Source organism: Micromonospora fluostatini, assembly GCF_050410825.1.
In the GTDB taxonomy this organism is placed as follows: domain Bacteria; phylum Actinomycetota; class Actinomycetes; order Mycobacteriales; family Micromonosporaceae; genus Micromonospora; species Micromonospora rosaria.
On sequence record NZ_CP191251.1, the window covers coordinates 2403232 to 2426943 of the forward strand.

Consider the following 23712-nt stretch of genomic DNA (forward strand, 5'->3'; position numbering starts at 1 on the left):
ATGACCAGTTCCCGGGCCCGGTTCACCGGCGACGGGCGGATCGACGTCGAGCGGGTGGACCTCGGCCCGGTCGCGCCGGGCGAGGTCCGGCTGCGGGTCGACGTCTGCGCGCTGTGCGGGTCCGACAAGCGGCTGCTCGCCGCCGGCTCGCCCGTCGTGCCGGGCCACGAGATCGGCGGCACCGTCGTCGCCGGCGGCGAGGGCGTCACGGTGCCCGCCGGCACCCGCGCCATCGTCTACATCCCGGTCTACTGCGGCACCTGCGTGCGCTGCGCCGCCGGGCTGACCAACCAGTGCCTGGCGCTGGGGCAGCTCGTCGGCTGGCAACGCGACGGCGGGTTCGCCGAGCACGTGGACGTGCCGGCCCGCTGCGTCCTGCCGGTGCCCGACGACGTCCCGCTGGACGTCGCCGTGCTCGGGCTGGACACCGTGGGCACCGCCGCGCACGCCCTGCGGCTGGCCCGGCGCACCCGCGACGGCGACGTCGCGCGGGCCCTCGTGGTGGGGGCCGGCCCGCTGGGGCTGGGCGTCGTCGCCGTCGCGCCGCACCTGGGCGTCGGCGAGGTGCACGCGTACGACCCGCATCCCGGGCGGCTCGCCACCGCCGTGCGCCTCGGCGCGTCCGCCGCCGGTGACCTGACCCGGGAGAACCAGTACGACCTGGTGGTCGAGGTCTCCGGGGCCGCCGCCGCCCGGGAGACCGCCCAGCGGGTGGTCACCCCGGGCGGCACGGTGGTCGCGCTCGGCGAGTCGAACGAGCCGTACACCATGCCGGCGACCCCACGCTGGCGGCGCACCGACTGCTTCACCGTGCGCTCGTTCTACTTCCCCACCAGCGAGGTGCCGGAGAACTGGGCGCTGCTGCGCGCGGTCGGCGCCACGCTGCGCGACAGCCTGATCCACCCGCTGCCCCTCGCCGACCTGCCCGAGGCGTTCGCCCGCTTCGTCGCCGGGGACCACGTCAAGCCCTGCATCGTCACGGAGGACGCCCGATGAGCCTGCTGATCCTCGCCATGGACCAGCGCCCCTGGTTGACCAAGGCCCTGTACGGCCACACCGGCCCGGCCACGGTCGCCGAACGGTCCGCCGTCGCCGACGGCAAGCACATGGTCCTCGACGGCCTGCTCGCCGCCCTGACCGACGCTCCCGCGCTGCGCGAGCACGCCGCCGTGCTGGTCGACGACCTGCTCGGCCCGGGGGTGCCGGAACGCGCCCACGCCCACCGGGTCACACTCAGCATGCCGCTGGAGCGCGGCGGCCTCGACGTCTACGAGACCGAGCCGGCCGACCTGCCCGGGTTCCTTCGGCACCACGCGCCCGCGCTGCCGAAGGTGCTGATCCGGTACAACGTGGACGGCGACCGCGACGGCAACGCCGTGCAGCGCGAGCGGCTCGCCGAGGTCGCCGCCGCGGCCCGCGACGCCGGCGGCCGGTTCCTGGTCGAGGTGCTGGTGCCGCCGACCCCGGCGCAGCTCGCCGCGGTCGGCGGGGACACCGCCGCGTTCGACCGGCGCCTGCGGCCCGAGCTGATCCTGCGCGCGATGGCGGAGCTGTCGGCGCGGCTGCCGGTCGACGTGTGGAAGCTGGAGCACCTCGCCGAGGTGGCGCACTACCGGGCCGCCGCCGACCTGGCCGCCACGACCGGCGGTGAGTGCATCCTGCTCGGGGCGAACGCCCCGGCGGAGACGGTGGACGGTTGGTTGCGCGACGCGGCGGCCGGCGGCTTCACCGGCTTCGCCATCGGCCGTAGCATCTGGTGGGACGCGCTGCGTGGGCTGCTCTCCGGCGCGGTGACCCGCCCGGACGCGGTCGCCACGGTGGCGACCACCTACCGCCGGTTCGCCACCTGCTTCCTCACCGCCGCCGGTCAGGTCGCGTCCACCGCCACGGCCGGCACCGGGTCGGCCGGCACGCTCACCAAGTGAGGTCAGCCGTGACGTCCACGTCGATCCCCCCGCAGCAGTCCGGCGTGACCGACGCGCCGGCCCGACCGCCGGTCGAGGAGTCGGTCCGGGCCGGCGAGGTGATCTACCGGGCGATCCGGGACCGGATCGTCGCCGGGGAGCTGCGGCCCGGCGCCCGGCTCAGCGTGCCGGCGCTGGCCGAGGAGTTCTCGGTCAGCCGCAGCCCGGTACGCGACGCGGTGATCCGGCTGGTGCAGGACGGCCTGGCCACCGAGACGATGAACCGGGGCGCCGTGGTCGCCCGGATCGGCGGAGCGGAGCTGGTCAGCCTCTACGAGGCCCGGGAGGCGCTGGAGTGGGCGGCGGCCCGGCTCGCCGCGCAGCGGTACACCCCGGCGCTGCGGCGGACGTTGCTCGGCCTGCTGACCGAGCACCGGACGGTCGCCGAGGCCGGCGACTTCGCCCGCCACCTGGAACTGGACGCGGCGTTCCACCAGGAGATCCGGCAGGCCGCGCAGAGCCCGGTGCTGGCCCAGATGCTCGACGGGGTGCAGGGCCGGGTCCGCCTGGCGATGCGGTCCACCAGCGTCCGGGGCGGCATGATGCTCGCCGTCGACGAGCACCAGGCCATCTTCGAGGCGATCTGCGCGGGCGACCCGGAGGGCGCGGCCGAGGCGGCGCTGGCCCACATCCGCCGGCTCAAGGAGGTGCTGCATGACAGCCTCTGACCCGCCGCAGACGCCGGCTGCGGGCCCACCGCAGACGTCGACGCCGGCTGCGGGCCCACCGCAGACGTCGACGCCGGCTGCGGGCCCGGTGCCGGCGGCGAGCGCCGGCACGGTGCCGGCGGTCCGGTTCCACGGTCCCGCCGACGTCCGGCTGGAGGAGGTGCCGGCCCGTGACCCGCTGCCGCACGAGGTGGCGCTCGCCCCGCTGGCCGTCGGGGTCTGCGGCACCGACGGCCACATCGTGGCGGGCGACTTCCCGGCCGCCCGTCCGGTCGTGCTCGGGCACGAGGTCTGCGGCCGGGTCACCGCGATGGGGTCGGCGGTCGACGGGCTCGCCGTCGGCGACCTGGTGACCGTGGAGCCGCACCACTACTGCACCGGTTGCGTGTACTGCCGGCTCGGCCAGGAGCACCTGTGCGACCACCGGCGCGGGTACGGGGTGCGGCTCGACGGCGGGATGACCCGGCGGCAGATCGTGCCGGGGCGGATCGCGTACCGGCTGCCGGCGGGCACGGTGCCGTGGATCGGGGCGCTGACCGAGCCGCTGGCCTGCTGCGTGCACGGGATGGACCGGCTCGCCCCCGTCTCGGGGCTGCCGCTGCTGGTGTACGGCGCCGGGCCGGCCGGGGCGATGATGGTGGCGCTGGCCCGCGCCGCCGGGCTCGCCCCGGTGGTGGCCATGGACCCCCGACCGCAGCGGCGCGACCTGGCCCTGGCGATGGGCGCGCACGCGGTGTTCGACCCCACCGACCCGACGGCGGAGGCGACGGCGCGGGCACTGACCGGCGGGCACGGGTTCCCGTACGTGATCGACGCGGTCGGTTCGGGGCGGGTGCTGCGCGCGGCGGTGGACCTGGCGTCCCGGGGCGGACGGATCCTGGTGTTCGGGGTCGCCCACCCCGACGACGAGGTGCCCATCCGGCCGAACGAGATCTTCTCCCGGGAGTTGTCGATCGTCGGCGCGCTGATCAACCCGTACACCCACCACCGGGCGGTGGGGCTGCTGCCCACGCTGCCGCTGGACCGGCTGACCCCGGCGTTCTTCGGGCTCGACGCGCTGCCGGCGGCGTTGGCGGAGCAGCGGTCCGGCACCGCCGACAAGGTCTTCCTCGCCCCGTACGGGGTGGACCTCGCCACCGGCGTCGGCGACCTGGCCGGGGTGGGCCACGGCTGAGCCCGCCGCGCCGGCCACCGGCGGAAACCCCGGCGGCCGGCCCGGTCAGCGCGGCAGGTGGGTCGGCATGCTGGTGACCACGATGCCGGGCACCCGGCGGACCGCCCGGCGCAGGCGGCGTTCCGTGCGGTGGTGCAGCACCCGCTGCCAGGGGTGCTGCACCACCACCTCGGGCACGACGACCGTGACGGTGACGTCGGGCCGGCCGCGCCGCAGCGCGCGGACGTACCGGGCCAGCGGGGCGACGGTCACCCGGTGCGGGGACAGGATCGTCTCCAGCGGGATGTGGTTGCCCCAGGTGTTCCACTGGTCGTGGAAGCGGCTGGCCTCCTGCTCCTCGGGGCTGACGTGGACGGCGAGGGTCGGCTGCCCGAGTGAGCCGACGTACGCGAGGGTCCGCAGGGCCGCCTGGTTGAGCCGGACCACCGGGACGACGAACAGGTGCCGGACCTGCTGCGGGAGGACGGCGGCCGGGTCGGCGGCGGCGCCGGGTGGCGGCGGATGCGCCGGGAGCGCCGCCTGTGGGCTCAGCGCGTCGCGGACCCGGTCGTAGTGCCGACGGACCCGGAGGAACAGCCAGACCAGCAGCGGTACGGCGAGCACCACCAGCCAGGCGCCCTCGACGAACTTGGTGACCGCGGCGGTCACCAGCACCACGGCGGACAGCAGCGCCCCGACGCCGTTGAGGCAGGCGCGGCGGCGCCAGCCGGCACCCCGGTGGCGGCGCCAGTGGGTGACCATGCCGGCCTGGGAGAGGGTGAAGGCCAGGAAGACGCCGACCGCGTAGAGCGGGATCAGCGACTGGATGTGCCCGCCGAACGCGACGACGATCAGCGCGGCGCAGGCCGCGAGGGTGACCAGCCCGTTGCTGAAGGCCAGCCGATCGCCCATGTGCAGGAAGCCGGCGGGGGACGTAGCTGTCCCGGGCCATGAAGTACAGCAGGCGCGGCAGGTCGTTGAAGGCGGTGTTCGCCGCGAAGAGCAGGACGAGTGCCGTGGCGGCCTGGATGATCGGGTACCACGGGCCGTGCGGGAAGGTGCGGTGGGCGAGCTGCGACAGCAGGGTCTCGTCCCGCCGGGGCACCAGGCCGTTGAGGTGGATCAGCAGGGTAAGGCCGACGAAGAGCACGACGAGGATGCCGACCATCCAGGTGAGGACCGTGCGCGCGTTGCGCCACTCGGTGGGCCGGAAGACCGGCACCGCGTTGGAGACCGCCTCGATGCCGGTCATCGAGGTGGCCCCCGAGGCGAAGGCCCGCAGGACCAGCAACAGGCTCAGCCCCTGCACCGCGGGGGTCGGTGCGGGCGCGACGGGGGTGAAGCCCCGGGCCGCGGCCTGGCCGAGCCCGACGGCGACCAGCCCGACGACGGCGGCCAGGAAGAGGTACGTCGGCGCGGCGAAGACGTTGCCGGCGACCCGGACGCCCCGGAGGTTGCCCGCCAGCAGCAACCCGATGACCGCCAGCGCCAGCGGCACCGCGAGCGGCGTCAGGGTGGGCAGCGCGGAGGTGATCGCGGCGACCCCGGCCGCCACCGACACCGACACGGTCAGGACGTAGTCCAGGATCAGGCCGGCCGGCCGCGGCCAGGCCCGCCCGGGGGCCGATGCTGTCGCTGGCCACCAGGTACGACCCCGCACCGTGCGGGTAGGCGTAGACGGTCTGCCGGTACGACACACCGACCGTGATCATCAGTACCACCAGGGCCGCCGCGATCGGCAGCGACAGCCCGAGCGCGCCGCCGCCGGCGAGGAGCAGCACGGTCAGCATCGCCTCCGGCCCGTACGCCACCGAGGACAACAGGTCGGAGGAGAGCACCGGCAGGGCGACGAGCTTCGGCATCCGTTCCCGCAGCACGGCCGCGCTGGCCAGCGGCGGACCGAGCAGCAGCCGGCGCAGCCGCCCGGCGGCCCGAACCGGCGGGGTGTCCCCCCGCTCCGCGCCGGCGGTGGCGGCGAGGTACCCGGGTCGCTCCGGCTGGAACGGGCCCGGGGGGCCGGTTCCGGAGCCGGTGGTGCCCGCCGGCCGCCGCGCCTCGCTGACCCCGGGGTCCACCGGCAGCGCCCGGACCCGGTCGTTGAGCCGCCACTGCCGGCCGAGCCGGCCGAGGGCGGCGAGGTCACCCGCGGACAGCGGTGGGAACTCCGCAGAGGGGCTGAGGGTCGTCGAGGGGGCCGGGGTCGTCTCCTCCCGATCATCCCTCGGCGTGCCCACCGCACCTCCGCGTTGCCACCGCGACGCCCGCACCACCGACGATCGCAGGAACCGCGGCGGCGCAGGCGGCGTTCGGCGAAGTACCCCGAACGGTGTGGGTCCGGGGCGGGTGCGTGGCGCCCTCGCCGACCTGCGGGTGCCCTGTCCCGTCGTCGGCTTCGGCCAGGACGCCGACACCTTCGTCACCCGGGACCGCGAGGTCGCCGAGGCGATCCCGCACAGCCGGGCCGGGTCCGGCCGCCGCGCCGTCACCGCCCGCGCCACCACCGCCCGCCCCGCCGGGGCAGCGAGGTCACCGGCCGGATGCGCCACCTGCCACCCGTCCCACGGGCGACAATCCCGGGGTGGACCGGCTGCTGACCCTGCTCGCGGGCCTGCCGCCGCTCGTGGTGCTGACCGTGGCCCTCGTGCTGCCCGCGCTGGAGTCCTCGACGCTGGTGGGGCTGGTGGTGCCCGGCGAGGCGGCGGTCCTGGTCGGCGGGGTGGCGGCCCACGCGGGTGGGTTGCCGCTCGGGGCGGTGATCGGCGCCGCGGCGCTCGGGGCGTTCCTGGGTGACCAGGTCGGCTACCTGGTGGGCCGGCGGTTCGGGCCGGCGGCGCTGGCGCACAGCCCACGGTTCCTGCGCCGCCGGGCCGACCTGGGCCGGGCCCGGCGGCTGCTCACCCGGTGGGGTGCGCTGGCCGTCCTGCTGGGCAGGTGGGTGGCGGTCCTACGCACGGTGGTGCCGCTGGTCGCCGGGGCCAGCAGGATGCCCCGCACGTCGTTCACCTGGGCGAACCTCGTCGGGGGGACGCTCTGGGCCACCGGCGTGGCCCTGGTGGGCTACCTCGGGGCCGCCTCCTGGCGGTACCTGGACCAGCGGCTGGGTGTCGGGCAACTCGCCCTCTTCGGCCTGGTCGTGCTCGGCGTGCTGGTGGTGTCCTGGTACCGCGGCGGCACCGCTGACCGCCCCCGGCCGGTGAACCGGGCCGTCACCCGTCGGTGGGGGCCCGGCCGTCGCAGCGTACGTCCGGGTCGGCGACGGGTCGTTGCGGCATCATCCAGTCCAGGACGGTCGCCTCCACCGGCCAGCCGTGCACCGCCACCGCGCTGTACGGCACGCCGGCGACCTGTGGGCAGAGCGCCTGCGACCGGACCCGGCCGTTGGGCAGGAACCGCACCACGCCGGTCTCGTCCAGCATGATCGTCGACGTGTCGGTGACCGTGATGAGGGCACCGACCAGCACCTCCGGGGCCGCCGGATCGGCCGACGCCGGCTCCACCCCGTCGTCCGGGGGACCGTCGGCCGGCTCCGCCGCGCCCAGCTCGACCGCCGCCGTCGGCAGCACCGGCACCCGGAGGAAGACCGCCCCCATCACCAGGGGGAGCAGGGCGGCGACCGTGTAGGCCAGACCGTGGGTCAGCGTCGGGGCGGCGCGGGCCGGAACCGGGCCGGTGAGCAGCACGGACGCGGCGGGCGGCACGGCCAGCAGGGCGGCCGTGGTCACCTCACCCCGCTGCGCCGCCGCCCAGATCGCCGGGCCGAGCACGGCGTACGCGAGCACCGCCGCCGCCACCGGCAACCCGACGCTGACCAACAGGATCCGGGTCGGCTGGTCCGGGAACAGGTAGCGGGTGCGCAGGGCGAGCAGCCAGAGCCCGAGCATCAGCAGTGTCGGCAGGAACCGGAGTTGCCAGGTGAGCGCCCCCAGGGCGACCCCGGCGGTGAGCACCCAGCCCGGGGTACGCGCCGTCCAGGAGGCCAGCAGCGACCGCTCCGGCTCGAACCGGTCCGGCGCGCTGAGCCGCAGCAGCCGCCCCAGCACGCCGAACGTGAGCACGGCGAGCGGGAGCGCCCAGAGCAGGGCGATCAACAGGGCGCTGAGCAGGCCGAGGGGGGTGACGTACTGCACCAGCAGCAGCATGGTGGACATGTCCTGCCGGCTGAGCTGCCACAGCCGCAGCACCAGGAGCAGGACGGGGAACGCCGGCAGGAGGGTCAGCAGCCACTGCTGCGCCTGCCGCGCCCCCGCCATCCGACGCGGCCGGCCCGGGTGACCCGGTCTGGCGACGATCCGGGGTGCGCCGGGACCGGTAGCGCGATCCTCTCCCACGGCCACTGCCGTACCTCCACCTTCCTCGGCTCGGGCTGCTGCTGTTCCGCGACCGACTGCGGGAGGTTGTAGCGCTGCTGCCACCGGAGGTTGGCGTCGTACGCGTCCTCCCAGGCGGTGTCCTTCTCGTCCTTGGCCGAGGCGTAGAGCGCGAGGTCGACCAGATCCCGCAGCGCCTGGTTGGAACCGGTGTTGACCCCCCACATCTCCTGGGCGGACGAGCCGATGTCCCAGTGCCGCAGCGGCTTGGCGTTGCGGAGGCCGACCGTGAAGCGCTGGCCGTCGTCGTCCGGCTGGTCGCCGGTGACGAAGCCGGCGAGGATCGCCGCGTCGGTCGTGACCGCGTACGCCTGCCCGTCGTACAGCATCTGGATGCACTCGCTGATCTTGTTCCGGCCGATCGGCGTCGCGCCCGCCTCCCGCAAGCGCTGGGAGGACGTCGAGGTGGTGAGCGTGCAGACCCGCTGCCCGGCGAGGTCCTCCAGGCTGCTCACCTGGTCCCGTCCCTCGACGCTCTTGAGCGTCACCACCGACTGCTCGGTCGCGAGGTACGGGGCGGAGAAGACGGCGCCTTCCTCCTCCTCCCGCTGGCGGGTGATGCTGTAGGAGGCGATCACCAGGTCGACGGTGACGAACCCGTCGCCCTCGCGGGCCTGGCGGCGGGCCCGGTCCTCGCTCTCGATCGGCAGGAAGCGCACCCGGGACCGGTCGATGCCGAGATAGCCGGCGATCATGTAGGCGATCTCGATGTCGAAGCCCTTCCACACGTTGTTCGAGAACTGCTGGGCGATGCCGGGCTGGTCGTCCTTCACGCCGATGCGGAGGTACTGCCGACCCTTCAGGCCGGCCTCTTCCAGCAGTTCGTCGCGGGTCGGTGGGCCGACCGCGACCACGATCGGGATCACGGCCGCCACCAGGACGGCCAGCACGACCACCAGTCCCACCAGCCGGATCTGACGGATCCGGGTGGCGCGCGACGGTGGGGGCACCGCCGATGTCGGTCCGGCCGGACCCGGCTCGCTTGCCTGACTCAACTGCACCCTCCCCGCTCGCTGTCCGGTGCCTGGCCATCCATTGTGGGGTCGCCGGCAGGTCCGTGACGACCCACCAGGACGGCGGCGAGCGGGTCGTGACCCGCCCGCCGCACAAGGGGCGGGACGACGCCCGGCCGCCTCGACGACCGGCCGGGCGCTCCCGCGTCCTACTTCGGTACCGGTGAGGTGAAGCCGCCGGCGGAGGCCGCGCGGTTGGCGGGGCTGATCGACGCGGCGGCCCGAGCCCGTGCGGAGGGCCCGTCCGGTCGGCGCAAGCCGGCCGGCGACGGTGCGCACGACCCGGCCGGCGGCGATACATAGGAGAACACCGGATTCGCCGCAACCTGCGACGCCCTAGCGTCGGAGCATGACCAGACCTGCGGTGTGGCGCGGGCGAGCCGGTGGCGCAGGCGGCCCGGCCCGCTGCCGGCTCGCCGGCGTCACGGCGCTGACCTGCCTCGTCGTGCTGTCCACCGGCTGCGGCGCCATCGACCTCGGCGGCTCCGCCGCCGGCGACGACCGGTACGGGTTCGGCCCGAGGCCGGACGACTCGGTGGTGTACCAGCCGGACGTGGTGCTCGTCGACGGGGGCAGCCGGGCCGTCCGCTCGGTCAGTGCGGACGGGTTCACGTACGTCGTCGACGGCGACGCGCGGGGCGTGGACGACCTGCGCCCCGGCGCGATCATGTTCGCCACGAGCGAGGCGGTCGGCCGGGTGGTACGGGTCGACCGCTCGGGCGGCGACGCGGCGGTCACGCTGGCCCCGGTGCGCCTGACCGACGTGGTCCGGGACGGTCACTTCGCCGTCGACCAGGCGCTCGACCTGGAGTCGCAGACCTTCGGCGCGCTGCCGTCCCTGCTCGGCGAGGCCGTCGAGGAGACCCCCGCCGGGGCCACCCCGGCGGTGCCCGACGCCGGACAGGCGACCGGGGTCGGCACGAACGCGATCGGGCTTCCCGATCTCCGGCTCGCCGCGCCGCCGATCGTCCTCGCCCCCGCCCGGGGTCCGGCGGCCGACCCGGCGACCAGGCGTATCGACCGGAAGATCGGCGACTGGGCCGTCACCGCGTACAAGGACAGCGGGAAGCTGGGCCTGACCGCCCAGCACGGCACGGCCGTGTCCCGCCTCAAGGTCGACTTCGACATCCGGTTGCTCGTCCGCGACCTGCGGGTGTCGGGCGACATCCGGGTGACCGACGGCGTGATCCCGCACCCGAGGTTCCGCGTCGACGGGATCGAGGCGCTGGCCGTCACCATCGCGGCGGGCGCCGAGGGCGGGCTGAGCGACAACAAGAAGGCGAAGATCGAACTCCCGATCGAGGTGAAGCAGCCCATCGTCATCGGCGGTCTCCCGGCGACCCTCAAGCAGACCTTCACGTTCCTCGTGCAGACGGCGTTCACCGCGAAGAACGGCAACATCTCCGCCACCGGCCGCTGGGGGCTCGACGGACCGATCGGGTACGACGGCTCCGCCGTCCTGACGCCCGCCTTCTCGGTGCAGGAGAGCATCATGCAGTCGCTGCGGGGCGTGTCGATCGGCGTCGAGGGCATCGTCGTGGCCGCGGAGTTCCGGTTCGGCCTCCTGCTCGGCCTGCCGGTCGCGGGCGCCGGGCCGTTCGTCGGTGTGGTGGCCTCGCTCGGCCTGACCAACGGCTCGGCGGCGGGCCGGGTGGGGCTGCCGCTGGCCGGGCCGGCGGCGAAGTGCCGGGGGTCCACGCTCGTGCTCACCGTCCGGGCCGGCGAGGGAATCAGTCTGTCCAGGACCCTGTCGGAGGCGATCGAAGAGGTGCTGAAGGTCAGCATCCCGGCGGAGGCCGCCTTCGTCAGCAAGGACATCGTCAACCGCAGCGTCGTCGAACCCGACGTACCGCTCTGCCGGGGCTGAGCCCGCCCGCCCCGCTCCGCAGGCTCCCGCCGGCCCGCCGCCCTGCCGGTGAGGTCCGTCCCGCAGCGGCGGCGCCCCACCCCGTGGGGCGCCGCCGGTCACGGCGCCGGGATCACGGTGAACGGTGCCCGCAGCAGGGCCGCGTCCCGGGAAGACGGCCCGACCAGCAGTTCGAAGTCGCCGGGTTCGACGACCCGGCGGCCCCGGCCGTCGACGACGGTGCAGTCGGCCACCGGGATCCCGATCCGCACCGTGCTGCGCTCCCCCGGCGTCAGGTCGACCTGGCGGAAGCCCTTGAGCTCCTTCTCCGCCCAGCTCGCGGAGGTCACCGTGTCACTCACGTACACCTGGACGGTCTCGCGGACCGGCCGCGACCCGGTGTTGTGGACCGTCACCTCGGCGCGGACGGTCTCCGCCGGCCCCAGCTCGGCGGAGTCGATCCGCAGGTCGGTGTACTCGACCGTGGTGTACGACAGGCCCTCGCCGAAGGCGAAGGCGGGGCTCTGGGTCAGGTCGGCGTAGCGGGTGCCGTGCTGGCCACGGATCTGGTTGTAGTAGGTCGGCTGCTGGCCGACGTGGCGGGCGAAGGAGATGGGCAGCCGGCCGCTGGGCTCGACGAGGCCGAGGAGGAGTTCGGCGACGGCCCGGCCGCCCTGCATGCCCGGGTTCGCCACCCAGAGCAGGGCGGCGGCGGTCAGCGCCGAGTCCGGCAGGACCAACGGCTTGGAGGCGAGCAGCACGACGACCAGCGGGGTGCCGGTGGCCGCGAGGGCGTCCAGCAGCGCGACCTGGCCGCCGACGAGGTCGAGCGTGGCGGTGGACTTGCCCTCACCGACCAGCTCGATGCGGTCGCCGACGACCGCCACCACGTAGTCGGCCGCCTCGGCCGCCGCGACGGCCTCCGCGATCATCGCCTGGTCCGGTGGGCACGGTACGACCACCTGCGGGCGGGGTTGGCCGTCGGGGAAGAACGCGCCCTCCGGGTCGGTGTCCAGGGTGAGGATGTCGGCGCCCCGGGCGTACGTCACGGTCCACTCCGGCGGGGTGACCGCGCGCAGCCCGTCGAGCACCGTCGTGATCAGGTCGCGGGGCTGGCCGTCGGCGAGCCAGGGCGCCTGCCCGGAGGAGCCCGCCCAGTCGCCGAGCTGGGTCTGCGCGTCGTCGGCGAGGGGCCCGACGACGGCGACGGTACGCGCGGTGCCGTCCCCGCCACGGGCCCGGCCGGTCTCGTCGGCGGTCAACCCGCCCGCGAACGGCAGGACGCCGTCGTTGCGCAGCAGCACCAGGGAGCGCCGGGTGACCTCCAGGTTGAGCGCGGTGTGCGTGGGGTGGCCGATCACCGCCCGCTGCCGTTCGACGTCCGGGCGGCGGGGGTCCTCGAAGAGGCCCAGCTCGAACTTGAGGGTGAGGATGCGGGCGACGGCCGGGTCGAGGTCGGACTCGGCGAGCAGGCCCTTGTCGATCGCGTCCAGCGCGCCCTGGAAGAACTGCGGCGTGGTCATGACCATGTTGTTGCCGGCCCGGACGGCCGCCGCGGCGGCGTGCGCGTGGTCCGGCTGGACCTGCTGCTCCCAGACCATCCGGCCGACGTTGTCCCAGTCGGTGACGAGCATGCCGGTGTAGCCCCACTCGCCGCGCAGGACGCCGTCGAGCAGCCAGTCGTTGACCGTGATCGGCACCCCGTCGATGGTCTGGTACCCGAGCATGAAGGTCCGGCAGCCCTCCCGGGCCACCCGCTCGAACGGCGGCAGGAACCAGGCGCGCAGCTTGCGCCGGGAGATGTCCGCCTCGCTCGCGTCGCGCCCGCCCTGGGTCTCCGAGTAGCCGGCGAAGTGCTTGGCGGTGGCCAGGATCGCCGTCGGGTCGGTCAGGCCCTCGCTCTGGTAGCCCCGCACCATGGCGGAGGCGTACTCACCGATCAGGAAGGGGTCCTCGCCGAACGTCTCGTCGACCCGGCCCCAGCGCAGGTCCCGGGCGATGCACAGCACCGGGGAGAAGGTCCAGTGCACGCCGGTGGTGGAGACCTCGACCGCGGTGACCCGGGCGACCCGTTCGACCAGGCCCGGTGACCAGGTGGCAGCCATGCCGAGCTGGGTCGGGAAGATCGTCGCGCCCCGGAAGAACGAGTGCCCGTGGATGCAGTCCTCGCCCACCAGCAGCGGGATCCGCAGCCTCGTCCGGGCGGTCAGGTCGTGGGCCTCGCGCAGGCCGTCCGGGGAGGTGTGCAGGATGGAGCCGACGTGCGTGGCCAGGATGTGGTCGGCCAGGTCACCGCCGGCGTCGAGCTGCATCATCTGCCCGACCTTCTCCGCCGGGGTCATGCGGGCCAGCAGGTCGGCGACCCGCTCCGCGACGGGACGGGTCGGGTCGAGATAGGGCAGGTCGTGGGTCATGTCCGCGCTCTCCGTGTCGGGGGGACGCCGTCCTCGGGCCGGCTCCGGTCGTGGCTGTCGGCCGGTGGGGACGGGCCGGTGCCGGTGGCGCGGCCGCAGCGCCGCCCCACCACCGTTTCCGCGACCCGGCCGGCGGAGGTCACCCGCTCCCGGCGATCCGGCACCGTCCGTGGTCACGTACCGGCATTCTGGTCGCCGTGGTGTCCCGGCGGCAACACGCGCCCACCCATCGCCGTCGATCGCCCGCCGGTGCCCGGCGGCGGGCCGGTGGTCGACGGGCGGCGGGCCGGTGACCGCCCGGCACGGCGGCCGCCCGCCCGGCGGGAGCCGGGACCAGCGGCGCGGCGGGCCGGGGGCAGGGCGGTCAGCGGTGGCGGGTCAGGTAGGCGCGGGCCTTGGCACGGTTGCCGCAGACCGCCATGCTGCACCAGCGGCGGCGGCCCCGGGTGTCGAGGAAGAGCCATCCACAGTCGTCGCCGGGGCAGGCCCGCACCCGGGCCCGGTCGGGCGTGCCGAGCAGGTCGGCAGCGGCCCGGGCGCAGGCGAGCAGCGGCAGCGCCAGCCCCGCGTCCGCAGGCAGCGTCCACCGGGCGACGCCCGCCGCGTCGGCCCGCAGCCGCGCGGTGGCGGCGGCACGTTCGGCGTACCGCGCGACGACCCGGAAGGCGGCGTCCGCGCCCGGGTCGAGCAGGACGGCGTACAGGGCCGCCCGCAGCTCCCGGGTCGCGGCGAGGACCTCCCCGGCCTCGTCGGGCCGGTCCCGGGCCGCCGCCCGGAGCCGGTCGGTCACGACGGCGTCGAGCAGGCCGGCGTGCCGGGCCCAGACGGCCAGCCGCTGGTAGTCGCGCAGCCACTCCCGGTGCGGCTCCGGGGGCGCGTCCCAGCCGGCCCAGGTGTTGCAGAGTTCCAGCCCGGGGTGCCCGGCGAGCAGGACCGGCATCGGGTACCCGTCCACCTCGACCCAGTGCATGGGCCGAGTATGCCTTGACGGCCGCCGATTAACCGGTAAACCTTCTCTCACCGGTTAATCGACGATCGTGCTGAGGAGACGACGATGCGCAGACGGGCGACAGCGGCGCTGACGGCCACCATGCTGGTCACGGCCGCCATGCTGGTCACACTCACCGGGACGGCGGCCCTCGCTCGGGCGACCGAACCGGCCCCACCACTGACCGCGTCCGGCAGCGCGCCGGGGCACGGCGGCCCGGCCGGCGGCCACCCACTGCTCGGCGGCTACCGGCCGGAGCCGTGGCGCACCTGGGTGCAGCCGGAGTGGAGCGCCCCGGCGGGTCGGTACTGCTCCTTCCCGCTCCAGGTCCGCGTGGTCACCCAGGACGTCCGGGTGCGGGTCGTCGCCCGGCACCCCGACGGCACGGTCCGCCGGGAGGAGTTCACCGGCCCGCTGGTCGTCGACTTCGTCAACGGCGACACCGCGGCGACCGCGCGACGGGACGCGGGCGGGTCGGGTGCCGCCGACTACCGGCCCGACGGCACCTGGTCGCGGTACACCATCGTCGGCCCGGCGGGTTTCGGGTTCCGGCCCGGCGACCACCACCCCCGGGGCTACTACCTGCTCGACGGCCTGCACGTCGTCACCATCGACGCCGACGGCACCCGCCGGCTGGCCGTCGGCGTTGGTGAGCAGGAGAACGTCTGCCTCGCCCTGGGCGACTGAGTCGCCGCCCGGTCCGCCGAAATGCGGTTGCCCGGCACCCCGGCGTCGCGGGAGGGTGGGCCCATGACGTTCTGACGGACAGCACCCGTGACGACCCGGTCGGTCCCGGCGCCGATGCGCGCCGGGACGCCGTACACCCCTGTCCTGTCCACGGAAGAGAGCGTCCGTGTCCCTGCGCCACGGGCGGCAGGAGTCCCTGCCGCCGTCCACCCCCGCCACCGTCACCGTCTTCGCGGCCCCGACGAGCTGGATCGAGTCCGACGCGGTCGCGCAGTGCCGACAGGTGGCCGCCCTCGCCGGCATGGTCCACGTCGCCGGCATGCCGGACCTGCATCCCGGCAAGGGCGCCCCGATCGGTGCCGCCATGGCGTCGACCGTGCTGTACCCGTTCCTGGTGGGCTCCGACATCGGGTGCGGCATCGCCGTGTTCCCGATCGCCCTCAAGCGGGCCGTGCCGGAGCGGCTCGCCGCCCGGTTCCCCGACCTCGACCGCGCGCTGCACCCCGGCCGGGACGCCGACGACCCGGCCTGGTCCGTGCTGGACGGTGACGTCCCCGCCGGCCACCTCGACGGCCTCGGCACCGTCGGGCGGGGCAACCACTTCGTCGAGCTGGCCCGGATCGGGTCCGTCGTCGAGCCGGCGCACGCGACCCGGCTCGGGATCGCCACCGGCGACCTCGTGCTGGTGGTGCACAGCGGGTCCCGGGGATTGGGCGAGCGGATCCTGCGCGAGCACACCGAGGTCCACGGCGCCGGGCCGGCCCCCGACCCGGCCGGGTACCTGGCGCGGCACGACGAGGCCGTCCGGTGGGGGTCGCTCAACCGGCGGCTGCTGGCCGCGCGGGTCGCCCACGCCCTCGGGGCCGAGCCCACCGAGCCGATCGTGGACCAGTGCCACAACCTGGTCGAACGTCGCGACGGCCGGTACCTGCACCGCAAGGGAGCGGCGCCGGGCGACGACCGGGACGTGCTGGTCGCCGGCACCCGGGGCACCCCGTCGTACCTGGTGGCCGCCCACTCCGGCCCGGCGGCCAACCACTCCGTGGCGCACGGTGCCGGCCGCAAGATGTCCCGGGCCGACGCGCTGCGCCGGGGCCGGGCCAAGCACACCGTCGAGGAACTGCGGCGGACACCGGTGGGTTCACTGGTGGTGTGCGGCGACCGTCAGTTGCTCTTCGAGGAGGCGCCCACCGCGTACAAGCGCATCGAGCAGGTGATCGGCGACCTCGTCGAGCACGGCCTGGCCACCCCCGTGGCCACCACGGTGCCGCTGGTCACGTACAAGACCCCGGACGCCGGGCCGGCGCGCCGACCAGACCGGCGCCGGGCACGGGGGCGGCGGTGACCGACCTGCTGGTCTCCGCCGGGCGGGGCCGGCAGGAGTGCCCCGGGCCCGTGGCCCGGCTGCCCCGGTACGTCACCGCCCGGCCCGTCCCCCGCTCCCGCCGGTGAATGCGGTGTCGACGGCTCCGGGGAGTTGCTAGGCTGGTGGCCGCGTGCGACGCGGACCACGCGCTGAGGGACCGAAGCACCAGAGCGCCAGAGCACACCAGAGCGCCAGAGCACTGAGGGAGAGCACCCTGAAGACGGGGGACGACGACATCTCGGGGTGAGCGGCCCCGCCGCCCGCCGGGGCGGCCTGTCTCGTCGTGATCCTTTCTCCCACCGGGTGCCAGTCGCGCCCCGGCCCCCTTTGCCGAGGATGTCTCCCGCATGTCCGACACCTGCATCGTCTGTACGAATCTGTCCTTCTCCTGGCCGGACCAGACGCCGGTCCTCCACGACCTCACCGGCACCGTGCCGGCCGGGCGGACCGGCCTGGTCGCCCCCAACGGCGCCGGCAAGACCACCCTGCTGCGCCTGATCGCCGGCGAGCTCACCCCGACCGGCGGCAGCGTGCACGTCGACGGGGTGCTCGGCTACCTGCCGCAGGACCTGCCGCTGGCCGGCGACCTGACCGTCGCCCGGGTGCTCGGCGTCGACGCCACCATCACCGCCCTGCGCGCCATCGAGGCGGGCGATCCGGCGGAGGAACACTTCACCGCCGTCGGGGACGACTGGGACGTCGAGGAACGCAGCCACGCCGAACTCGACCGGCTCGGCCTGGGGGACGTGGCGCTGGACCGTCGCCTGGACACCCTCAGCGGCGGCCAGGTGGTCGCGCTCGGGCTGGCCGCGCAACTGCTCCGGCGCCCGGACGTCCTGCTGCTGGACGAGCCGACCAACAACCTCGACGTCGACGCCCGGCACCGGCTGTACGCGGTGCTGGAGAGCTGGCCCGGCTGCCTGCTGCTGGTCAGCCACGACCGGGCGCTGCTGGACCGGATGGACCGCATCGCCGAACTCGACCGGGGCGGCCTCCGCCTCTTCGGCGGGAACTTCACCGCGTACGAGCAGGCCGCGAAGACCGCCCGCGAGGCGGCGGAGCGGACCGTGCGCAGCGCCGAGCAGGAGGTGAAGCGGGAGAAGCGGGAGATGCAGCAGGCCCGCGAACGGGCCGACCGCCGGGCCAGCAACGCCGCCCGTAACCTCGGCAACGCCGGCCTGGCCCGGATCGTCGCCGGTGGCCTCAAGCGCAGCGCCCAGGAGTCCGCCGGCCGGGCGCAGCAGGCGCACGCCAACCGGGTCAGCGAGGCCCAGACCCGCCTCGACGAGGCGAGCCGGGCGCTGCGCGACGACCAGGTCCTCACCCTCGACCTGCCGGACACCCTCGTCCCCGCCGGGCGGACGGTGGTCACCGTCGAACGGGTCCGGATCCGCCACGGCGACCACGACGTCTTCGCCGGCGACGGCGTCGACCTGAGCGTCCGGGGCCCGGAGCGGATCGCGCTGACCGGCCCGAACGGCGCGGGCAAGTCCACCCTGCTCCGCCTGCTGCACGGCGACCTGAACCCCGACGACGGGCAGGTACGCCGCGCCGACGGGCGGGTCGCGTACCTGTCGCAACGGTTGGACCTGCTCGACCTCGACCGGACGGTCGCGGAGAACCTCGCCGCCTCCGCGCCGGACCGGCCGCAGGCCGAACGGATGAACCTGCTCGCCCGGTTCCTGTTCCGGGGGGCCCGCGCGCACCTGCCGGTCGGGGTGCTCTCCGGCGGTGAGCGGCTGCGCGCCACCCTCGCCTGCGTTCTCTCCGCCCAGCCCGCACCCCACCTGCTCCTGCTGGACGAGCCCACCAACAACCTCGACCTGGTCAGCGTGGCGCAACTGGTGAGCGCGCTCGACGCCTACCGGGGGGCCTTCGTGGTGGTCAGCCACGACGAACGCTTCCTCGACGACATCGGCGTGCAGCGCTGGCTGCGCCTCGACGGCGGCGTGCTGCGGGAGGTCCCCGCCCCCGAGGCCACCTGAGGCGGCACGCCGCGCCGTCCCCGCCCGGCCACCGGTTAATCGGTGGCCGGGCGGCGGCGCGGCGGCCACAATGCCCACAGTGGAACACAAGCAACTCGTCAGCCTGAGCAAACGCATGTCCAAGGTGCTCCGGCACGACCCCGAGCGGGTCGGCCTCCGCCTCGACGCGGCCGGCTGGGTCCGGCTCGACGCCTTCCTCACCGCGCTGCGGATCCCCCGCGCCGACCTCGACGCGGTGGTCGCCGGCAACAACAAACAGCGGTACGCCGTCCGCCGTGACGCCGACGGCGTCGAGTGGATCCGGGCCAGCCAGGGCCACTCCGTCCCCGTCGACCTCGGCCTGTCGCCGCTGCCGCCCCCGGCCCGGCTGTACCACGGCACGGGCGCCGCCGCGTGGCCGTCGATCCGGGCGACCGGGCTGCACCGCGCCGGCCGGCATCACGTGCACCTCAGCGCCGACACGGAGACCGCCCGACGGGTCGGTGCCCGACGGGGCGGACGGGTGGTCGTGCTCACCGTCGACGCCGAGGCGATGGCCGGCGACGGTCACCTCTTCTACCGCAGCGACAACGGGGTCTGGTTGACCGAGGCTGTCCCGCCGGCCTACCTGCGCGAGGGGGCCGACGCCGGCTGAGCGGTGGCAGCGGAGCGTGCCGCTGTCTCAGGTGCGGGGCGGCAGGACGGACGCCGCGACGACGGTGTTGACGATGGTCGCGGTGACGGTGCGGGTGACCGCTTCGGCGGCGGCGCCGGCCCCCCAGTTGCCCTGCTCGAGTTCCTTGGCGCGGGCGATCACCGGCGCGGTCCAGGGGATCTCGCGGTGGAACTGGGGCAGCGTGCCGCTGCCCGACAGCAGTCCCACGAGCGCGGCGACCCGGGGCTGCCGCTCGGCCCCCTCGACGAGCACGTCGCGGACGTCGTCGAGCAGCCGGGCTCGACGCCCGTTTCCGCCGTCCCCGAGGACGGTCGTCCGGAACAGACCGAGCGCCGTGCGGGCTTCCCGGCGGATGTCGCCGCGCTCGACGAGCCTGTCCAGCAGCGGGCTCCGCAGCGTCGGTCCGATCGCCGCGAGCACCGTCTGGACGCCTCGGGGCTTGGCGAGGAGGTAGTCCCAGGCCGAGCGCAGGATGTCATCCGCCGGCGGGTGATCCGCGACGGCCTCCACCCGCGTCGACCCGCCCCGACCGGCACCGGTTCGTACGTGGTCGCCGAGCCCGAGATCCGCGAGCACCGCGCCGGCCAGGGTGTGGAAGAGCGTGTTCTCGCCGGCGATGGTCCCGGTGCCCGCCCGGCCGCCGGAGTTCGGCTGGAACAGCAGGAGCAGGAGGTCCTCCGCCAGGGTCGGCGCCTCGGTTCGCGTGGTCATCGGTCCCACCTTTCCGTGGTGAACTGATCTCGGGGCGGTCGGTCGCGGCCGAGGGCGTCCGCTGTGGTCGACGCCGCCGGCCCACGGCCCGTGCCTTGATCCACACGACTATCGTGCGCGGCATGGGGCGACGACGTGTGACGACCGCGATCCTGCTGATCCTCGGGCTGGCCGCCGCCGGTTGCGGTGGCGACGACGGGGGTGGCGGCGGGGCCGGGAACGACGCCCCCCGTCCGGTCGGTGGCTCGTTCGTCGACCGGCTCGCCCTGCTGCCCGGCTCGCTCGCCGACGGTGACGGCGGCATCCTGGTCACCGTCGCCGACGTCGACGCGGCGGCGAAGGCGGCCGGGGTGAGCCCGCCGGGCGACGTCACCGACCAGGACGCGGTCACCGCCTACCTCAAGGCGTTGCAGGGGGTCAGGACGCCCGGTGAAGCCGCCCCACCGGTCGTGACGCCCCTGCCGGAGCGGATCGGGCCCGCGGGGCTCAGCCGGGCCGGGGAGTTCGACGCGGAGCTGGGCTGGTCGGTGCTGGACGTGCGCTGGTTCGTGGAGTACCCGACGCCGCCGGCCACGCTGACCGTGCTCGGTGGCACGTTCACCGAACAACGCCTGACCGCCGCCATGGGAGCCCCCGCCGACGGGCGGTGGCGGGTCGGCGCCGGCGAGGACCTGTCCGCCAACCTGAAGGAGCGTACCGTCGCCCGGCCGCTGGGCCAGCCGCTGACCGTGGCCCTGGACTCGGGCCGGTTGGTCGTCTCCCCCTCCGCCGGGCAGGTCGACGCGGCGGTCGGGGCGGGCGGCGGCACGCTCGCGGACGTCCCCGAGCTGCGGGCGCTGGCCCAGGCGATGACCACCGAGGGGGCGTACGCGACGATGCTGAGCGCCCGGGGCCGCTACCAGGTCGGGCCGGACGCCTCTCCCCTGCGGCCCTTCGGTGGGGTCGCCACCGGACTGGTCCTCGACGGCCAGCCGTTCCTGGTGCTCGCCTACGCGCACGCCGACGCCGCCACGGCCGAGGCCAACGCCACCGCGCTGCGGACCCACCTCGCGCAGGGGCGCTCGCTGGCGACCCGCCAGCCCTGGTCCGAGCTGCTGACCGCCGCCGAGATCCGGGTCGACGGCACCACCCTGGTGGCGCGTCTGGCGCTGGGCGACACCCCGCCCGCGATGGCGTGGCAGCTGCTGACCACCCGGGACTCCCTGGTCCAGCACGGGCGGTGACGGCGGGTCAGCCGACCGGTACGCCACGCGCGCCGGCCACGCGCCGGGCCGCACCGGCCGGCCGCCGGACGATCCACTCCGCCACGAGCACGTTGATCAGCCAGGCTGCGGCCAGGGCGCCGGTCTTGCCGGACGCCGTGAGCGGGTCGACCGCGCCCACCCAGACGGCCTGGGTGACGACCTGGGTGCCGGCGCCCAGGCCGATCGCGTAGCCACGGATCAGCCACGCGCGGTGCCGGGCGATGTCGCGCCGCCGCACCGCGACGAAGCCGAGGAGGAGGGCTGTCGCCATGGCCACGCCCACCACCACCCGGAGCACCACCAGCGCGTCACTGTCGACAGCCGACCGGGGCAGGAACACGGCCAGCCACACCCCGCTGAGCGCGGCGACCAGCCCGCACGGGATCAGGACCCGGCCCGCCGCGCGGTGCCAGCCCCGGTGGCGGCGGCGCACGCGGGGCGCGAACTGGAAGGCGCCGAGCACGCTGAAGACCGTGACGCCGACGATGTGCACCGCCACGGGTACGGGTGCCGAGCCGATCCGCTCGCCGTCGGGCAGCACCGGCCCACCGCCGGCGAGTTCGGCCAGGCGGAGGCTGCCGGCGACCACCGGTACGGCGCTGAGCACGAGCAGGCCGGCGGGGATGAGCCAGTCCGACGCGGTGGTGGACTTCACGGGTGCCCCTTCCCGATGCGCACTCGGTCCGTCGTGACGCCTCGATCCTCGCGCCGGGCGTGACGGAACTCATCGGCGCAACGGCCGCCGCCGACCCGGTCGGTGGGCGGGGGTCGGAGCCGTACTTTGGGCCGGTCCGGTGGCCGGGTCCGCTGCGTACCATCGGATGCGTGCGCGAGCTTGTCCGCTCCGTGTGGGTCGAGCCCCGGGCCCCCGACCCGCCGGGGCGGGTGTGGCGCGACCGGGCGCTGGTGGGCGTACTCGTCGCGCTGGTGCTCCTCGAAGGGTTGCTCCGGCCCGAGGTGCCGGCACGGGCCTTCGCGGTGTTCGTCGCGCTGGCGCTGGTACCCACGGTGTGGTGGCGCCGGAGCAGACCGCTGCTGATGGTCGCGGTCGCGTTCACCACCACCGGCGTCACCCCGCTGCTGATCGGGCACGAGCCGGACCTGGCCACCATGGTGTACCTGTTACTCCTGCCCTACGCGCTGGTCCGCTGGGGCTCCGGGCGGGAGGCGGTGGCCGGCGCGGCGCTCATCCTCGCCGAGATGGGCCTGTCGGTGGCGCTGGGGCAGCTCAGTCCCGCCGACGCCGTCCTCGGGACGGTGGTGATGGTCGCGGTGTTCGCCCTCGCCACCGCGTTCCGGTACCGGGCGGGCCTGTGGGCCCGCGGCCTCGACCAGGCCAAGCTGCGCGAGCGGGAGCGGCTCGCCCGCGACCTGCACGACACGGTGGCCCACCACGTCTCGGCGATGGCGATCCGCGCCCAGGCGGGCATCGCGGTGGCGCAGACCCGGCCGGAGGCCGCGGTGGACGCGCTTCGGGTGATCGAGGCCGAGGCGACGCGCGCCCTGGCCGAGATGCGCGCGATGGTGCACACCCTGCGCCGGAGCCACCCGGTGGACCTGGCCCCCAGCCCGGGGATCCCGGACCTCGTCGGGCTGGCGGACCGGTCACCGCCCGGGCCGGTGGTCGACGTGGAACTGCTCGGCGACCTCGACGACGTCCCGTCGACCGTCGGGTCCGCGATCTACCGGCTCGCCCAGGAGTCGGTGACCAACGCGCGACGGCACGCCCGGCACGCGACCCGCATCGAGGTCCGGGTCGCCGCCGACGCCGGGGCGGTCCGCCTGCGGGTCAGCGACGACGGCGACACCCGGTCGGCCCGCCCCGCCGGTCCCGGCGGCTTCGGCATCGTCGGGATGACGGAGCGGGCGGGGCTGCTCGGCGGCACCTGCGAGGCCGGTCCCGACCCCGACCGGGGGTGGACCGTGGCCGTGGCGCTGCCCCGGACCGGAACCGCCGGATGACCGGCGGCCCGCTCATCCGGGTGGTCGTCGCCGACGACCAGGAGATCGTCCGTACCGGACTGACGATGATCCTCGACGCCCAGCCGGACATCGAGGTCGTGGGCGAGGCCGGCGACGGCCACCGGGCCGTCGAACTGGCCCGCCGGCTGCGCCCGGACGTGTGCCTGTTCGACATCCGGATGCCCGGGATGAACGGCATCGACGCCACCCGGCACCTCGCCGGGCCGGCCGTCGCCGATCCCCTCGCCGTGGTCGTCATCACCACGTTCGACCTCGACGAGTACGTCTACGCCGCGCTGCGCGCCGGAGCACGCGGGTTCCTGCTCAAGGGCTCCGGTACGGCCCTGCTCACCCAGGCCGTCCGCGCCGCCGCCGCTGGCGACGCCCTCATCGCGCCGAACATCACCACCCGGCTGCTCACGGCGTTCGCCGAGCTGGGGCCGGGCGCTCCCCCGAGGCAGCCGGTCGACGCGCTCACCGGCCGGGAGGAGGAGGTGCTCGCCGCCGTGGCGGGCGGTCGGACCAACACCGAGATCGCCCGCGAGCTGCACATCAGCCTCAGCACCGTGAAGACCCACGTCGCGAGCCTGATGGCCAAGCTGGCCGCCCGCAACCGGGTGGAGATCGCCATGTGGGCGTACGAGACGGGCCGGGTCGGGAGGGGCCACGGCGGCGCGGGGTAGCGCCCG

The 23712-nt window shown here is 75.3% G+C and carries 20 protein-coding genes and 2 pseudogenes; 13 read left to right on the forward strand and 9 right to left on the reverse strand.

The genetic code is table 11. The features are described from left to right. Genes ACQUFX_RS10315 through ACQUFX_RS10330 form a run of 4 tightly spaced genes read left to right on the forward strand, consistent with a single transcriptional unit; the run spans position 1 to position 3806 of the window. Positions 1-996 (forward strand): alcohol dehydrogenase catalytic domain-containing protein, encoded by a 996-nt coding sequence (locus ACQUFX_RS10315; protein WP_428966926.1) that lies wholly within the window; start codon positions 1-3, stop codon positions 994-996. After that, the gene (locus ACQUFX_RS10320) at positions 993-1925 is read left to right on the forward strand and encodes a 2-deoxy-5-keto-D-gluconate 6-phosphate aldolase domain-containing protein (protein ID WP_428965778.1); all 933 of its coding nucleotides are present in this window, start codon (positions 993-995) and stop codon (positions 1923-1925) included. Before ACQUFX_RS10315 ends, ACQUFX_RS10320 begins: the two co-directional genes overlap by 4 nt. 8 nt (positions 1926-1933) lie before the next feature. Then, positions 1934-2632, forward strand: coding sequence for a GntR family transcriptional regulator (locus ACQUFX_RS10325; RefSeq protein ID WP_428965779.1), 699 nt, complete (start codon positions 1934-1936; stop codon positions 2630-2632). Continuing rightward, entirely contained in the window at positions 2619-3806 is a 1188-nt protein-coding gene (locus tag ACQUFX_RS10330) for a zinc-binding dehydrogenase (RefSeq protein WP_428965780.1), read from the forward strand. Before ACQUFX_RS10325 ends, ACQUFX_RS10330 begins: the two co-directional genes overlap by 14 nt. A 45-nt stretch (positions 3807-3851) precedes the next feature. Here the strand turns inward: ACQUFX_RS10330 and ACQUFX_RS10335 are convergent, their stop codons facing one another. From ACQUFX_RS10335 to ACQUFX_RS10345, 3 genes and pseudogenes are all read right to left on the reverse strand, one after another. Continuing rightward, a complete protein-coding gene (locus ACQUFX_RS10335) occupies positions 3852-4697 on the reverse strand; it encodes a hypothetical protein (protein ID WP_428965781.1) in 846 nt (281 codons plus the stop codon). 67 nt (positions 4698-4764) lie between these two features. After that, positions 4765-5484, reverse strand: a pseudogene (locus tag ACQUFX_RS10340) (amino acid permease); the annotation flags it as partial. 783 nt (positions 5485-6267) lie between these two features. After that, on the reverse strand, positions 6268-6513 hold the full coding sequence (locus ACQUFX_RS10345; protein WP_428967160.1) for a hypothetical protein: 246 nt from the start codon (positions 6511-6513) through the stop codon (positions 6268-6270). Between ACQUFX_RS10345 and ACQUFX_RS10350 the strand changes: the two are divergent. Continuing rightward, positions 6502-6789: pseudogene (locus ACQUFX_RS10350) on the forward strand (DedA family protein); the annotation flags it as partial. The gene ACQUFX_RS10345 and the pseudogene ACQUFX_RS10350 overlap by 12 nt on opposite strands. A 202-nt stretch (positions 6790-6991) precedes the next feature. Here ACQUFX_RS10350 and ACQUFX_RS10355 read toward each other — a convergent pair. Together ACQUFX_RS10355 and ACQUFX_RS10360 are read right to left on the reverse strand one after the other, a co-directional pair. After that, the gene (locus tag ACQUFX_RS10355; protein ID WP_428965782.1) at positions 6992-8035 is read right to left on the reverse strand and encodes a hypothetical protein; all 1044 of its coding nucleotides are present in this window, start codon (positions 8033-8035) and stop codon (positions 6992-6994) included. Next, positions 7999-9102, reverse strand: a complete 1104-nt coding sequence (locus tag ACQUFX_RS10360) for a transporter substrate-binding domain-containing protein (protein ID WP_428965783.1) — start codon at positions 9100-9102, stop codon at positions 7999-8001. The genes ACQUFX_RS10355 and ACQUFX_RS10360 overlap by 37 nt, the downstream gene beginning before the upstream one ends. 412 nt (positions 9103-9514) lie before the next feature. Here ACQUFX_RS10360 and ACQUFX_RS10365 point away from each other — a divergent pair, with 412 nt between their 5' ends. After that, entirely contained in the window at positions 9515-11032 is a 1518-nt protein-coding gene (locus tag ACQUFX_RS10365) for a hypothetical protein (RefSeq protein WP_428965784.1), read from the forward strand. 98 nt (positions 11033-11130) lie between these two features. Here ACQUFX_RS10365 and ACQUFX_RS10370 read toward each other — a convergent pair whose 3' ends face one another. Next, entirely contained in the window at positions 11131-13425 is a 2295-nt protein-coding gene (locus ACQUFX_RS10370; RefSeq protein WP_428965785.1) for an exo-beta-d-1,3/1,6-glucosidase, read from the reverse strand. Positions 13426-13789: 364 nt separating this feature from the next. Then, positions 13790-14395, reverse strand: a complete 606-nt coding sequence (locus tag ACQUFX_RS10375; RefSeq protein WP_428965786.1) for a CGNR zinc finger domain-containing protein — start codon at positions 14393-14395, stop codon at positions 13790-13792. 84 nt (positions 14396-14479) lie between these two features. Here ACQUFX_RS10375 and ACQUFX_RS10380 point away from each other — a divergent pair, with 84 nt between their 5' ends. From ACQUFX_RS10380 to ACQUFX_RS10395, 4 genes are all read left to right on the forward strand, one after another. After that, the gene (locus tag ACQUFX_RS10380; RefSeq protein WP_428965787.1) at positions 14480-15100 is read left to right on the forward strand and encodes a hypothetical protein; all 621 of its coding nucleotides are present in this window, start codon (positions 14480-14482) and stop codon (positions 15098-15100) included. Between the two features lie 166 nt (positions 15101-15266). Next, positions 15267-16445, forward strand: a complete 1179-nt coding sequence (locus ACQUFX_RS10385; RefSeq protein ID WP_428965788.1) for an RNA ligase RtcB family protein — start codon at positions 15267-15269, stop codon at positions 16443-16445. A 368-nt stretch (positions 16446-16813) separates the two neighbouring features. Further along, positions 16814-18451 (forward strand): ribosomal protection-like ABC-F family protein, encoded by a 1638-nt coding sequence (gene abc-f, locus ACQUFX_RS10390; protein ID WP_428965789.1) that lies wholly within the window; start codon positions 16814-16816, stop codon positions 18449-18451. Positions 18452-18530: 79 nt separating this feature from the next. Next, positions 18531-19085: an RNA 2'-phosphotransferase gene (locus ACQUFX_RS10395; RefSeq protein WP_428965790.1), complete on the forward strand. Its 555-nt coding sequence runs from the start codon at positions 18531-18533 to the stop codon at positions 19083-19085. Positions 19086-19112: 27 nt separating this feature from the next. On the opposite strand, the gene ACQUFX_RS10400 is transcribed toward ACQUFX_RS10395, so the two are convergent. Continuing rightward, positions 19113-19817, reverse strand: a complete 705-nt coding sequence (locus tag ACQUFX_RS10400) for a GOLPH3/VPS74 family protein (RefSeq protein WP_428965791.1) — start codon at positions 19815-19817, stop codon at positions 19113-19115. A gap of 122 nt (positions 19818-19939) precedes the next feature. Between ACQUFX_RS10400 and ACQUFX_RS10405 the strand changes: the two genes are divergently transcribed. Further along, positions 19940-21040, forward strand: a complete 1101-nt coding sequence (locus ACQUFX_RS10405; protein ID WP_428965792.1) for a hypothetical protein — start codon at positions 19940-19942, stop codon at positions 21038-21040. Between the two features lie 7 nt (positions 21041-21047). On the opposite strand, the gene ACQUFX_RS10410 is transcribed toward ACQUFX_RS10405, so the two are convergent. Then, positions 21048-21716: a DUF2306 domain-containing protein gene (locus ACQUFX_RS10410; protein ID WP_428965793.1), complete on the reverse strand. Its 669-nt coding sequence runs from the start codon at positions 21714-21716 to the stop codon at positions 21048-21050. A gap of 170 nt (positions 21717-21886) precedes the next feature. Between ACQUFX_RS10410 and ACQUFX_RS10415 the strand changes: the two genes are divergently transcribed. Next, entirely contained in the window at positions 21887-23023 is a 1137-nt protein-coding gene (locus tag ACQUFX_RS10415) for a sensor histidine kinase (RefSeq protein ID WP_428965794.1), read from the forward strand. Continuing rightward, positions 23020-23706 carry a response regulator transcription factor gene (locus ACQUFX_RS10420; protein ID WP_428965795.1) on the forward strand — a complete coding sequence of 229 codons (687 nt, stop codon included), beginning with the start codon at positions 23020-23022 and terminating at the stop codon, positions 23704-23706. Before ACQUFX_RS10415 ends, ACQUFX_RS10420 begins: the two co-directional genes overlap by 4 nt. The last annotated feature ends 6 nt before the right edge of the window (positions 23707-23712 follow it).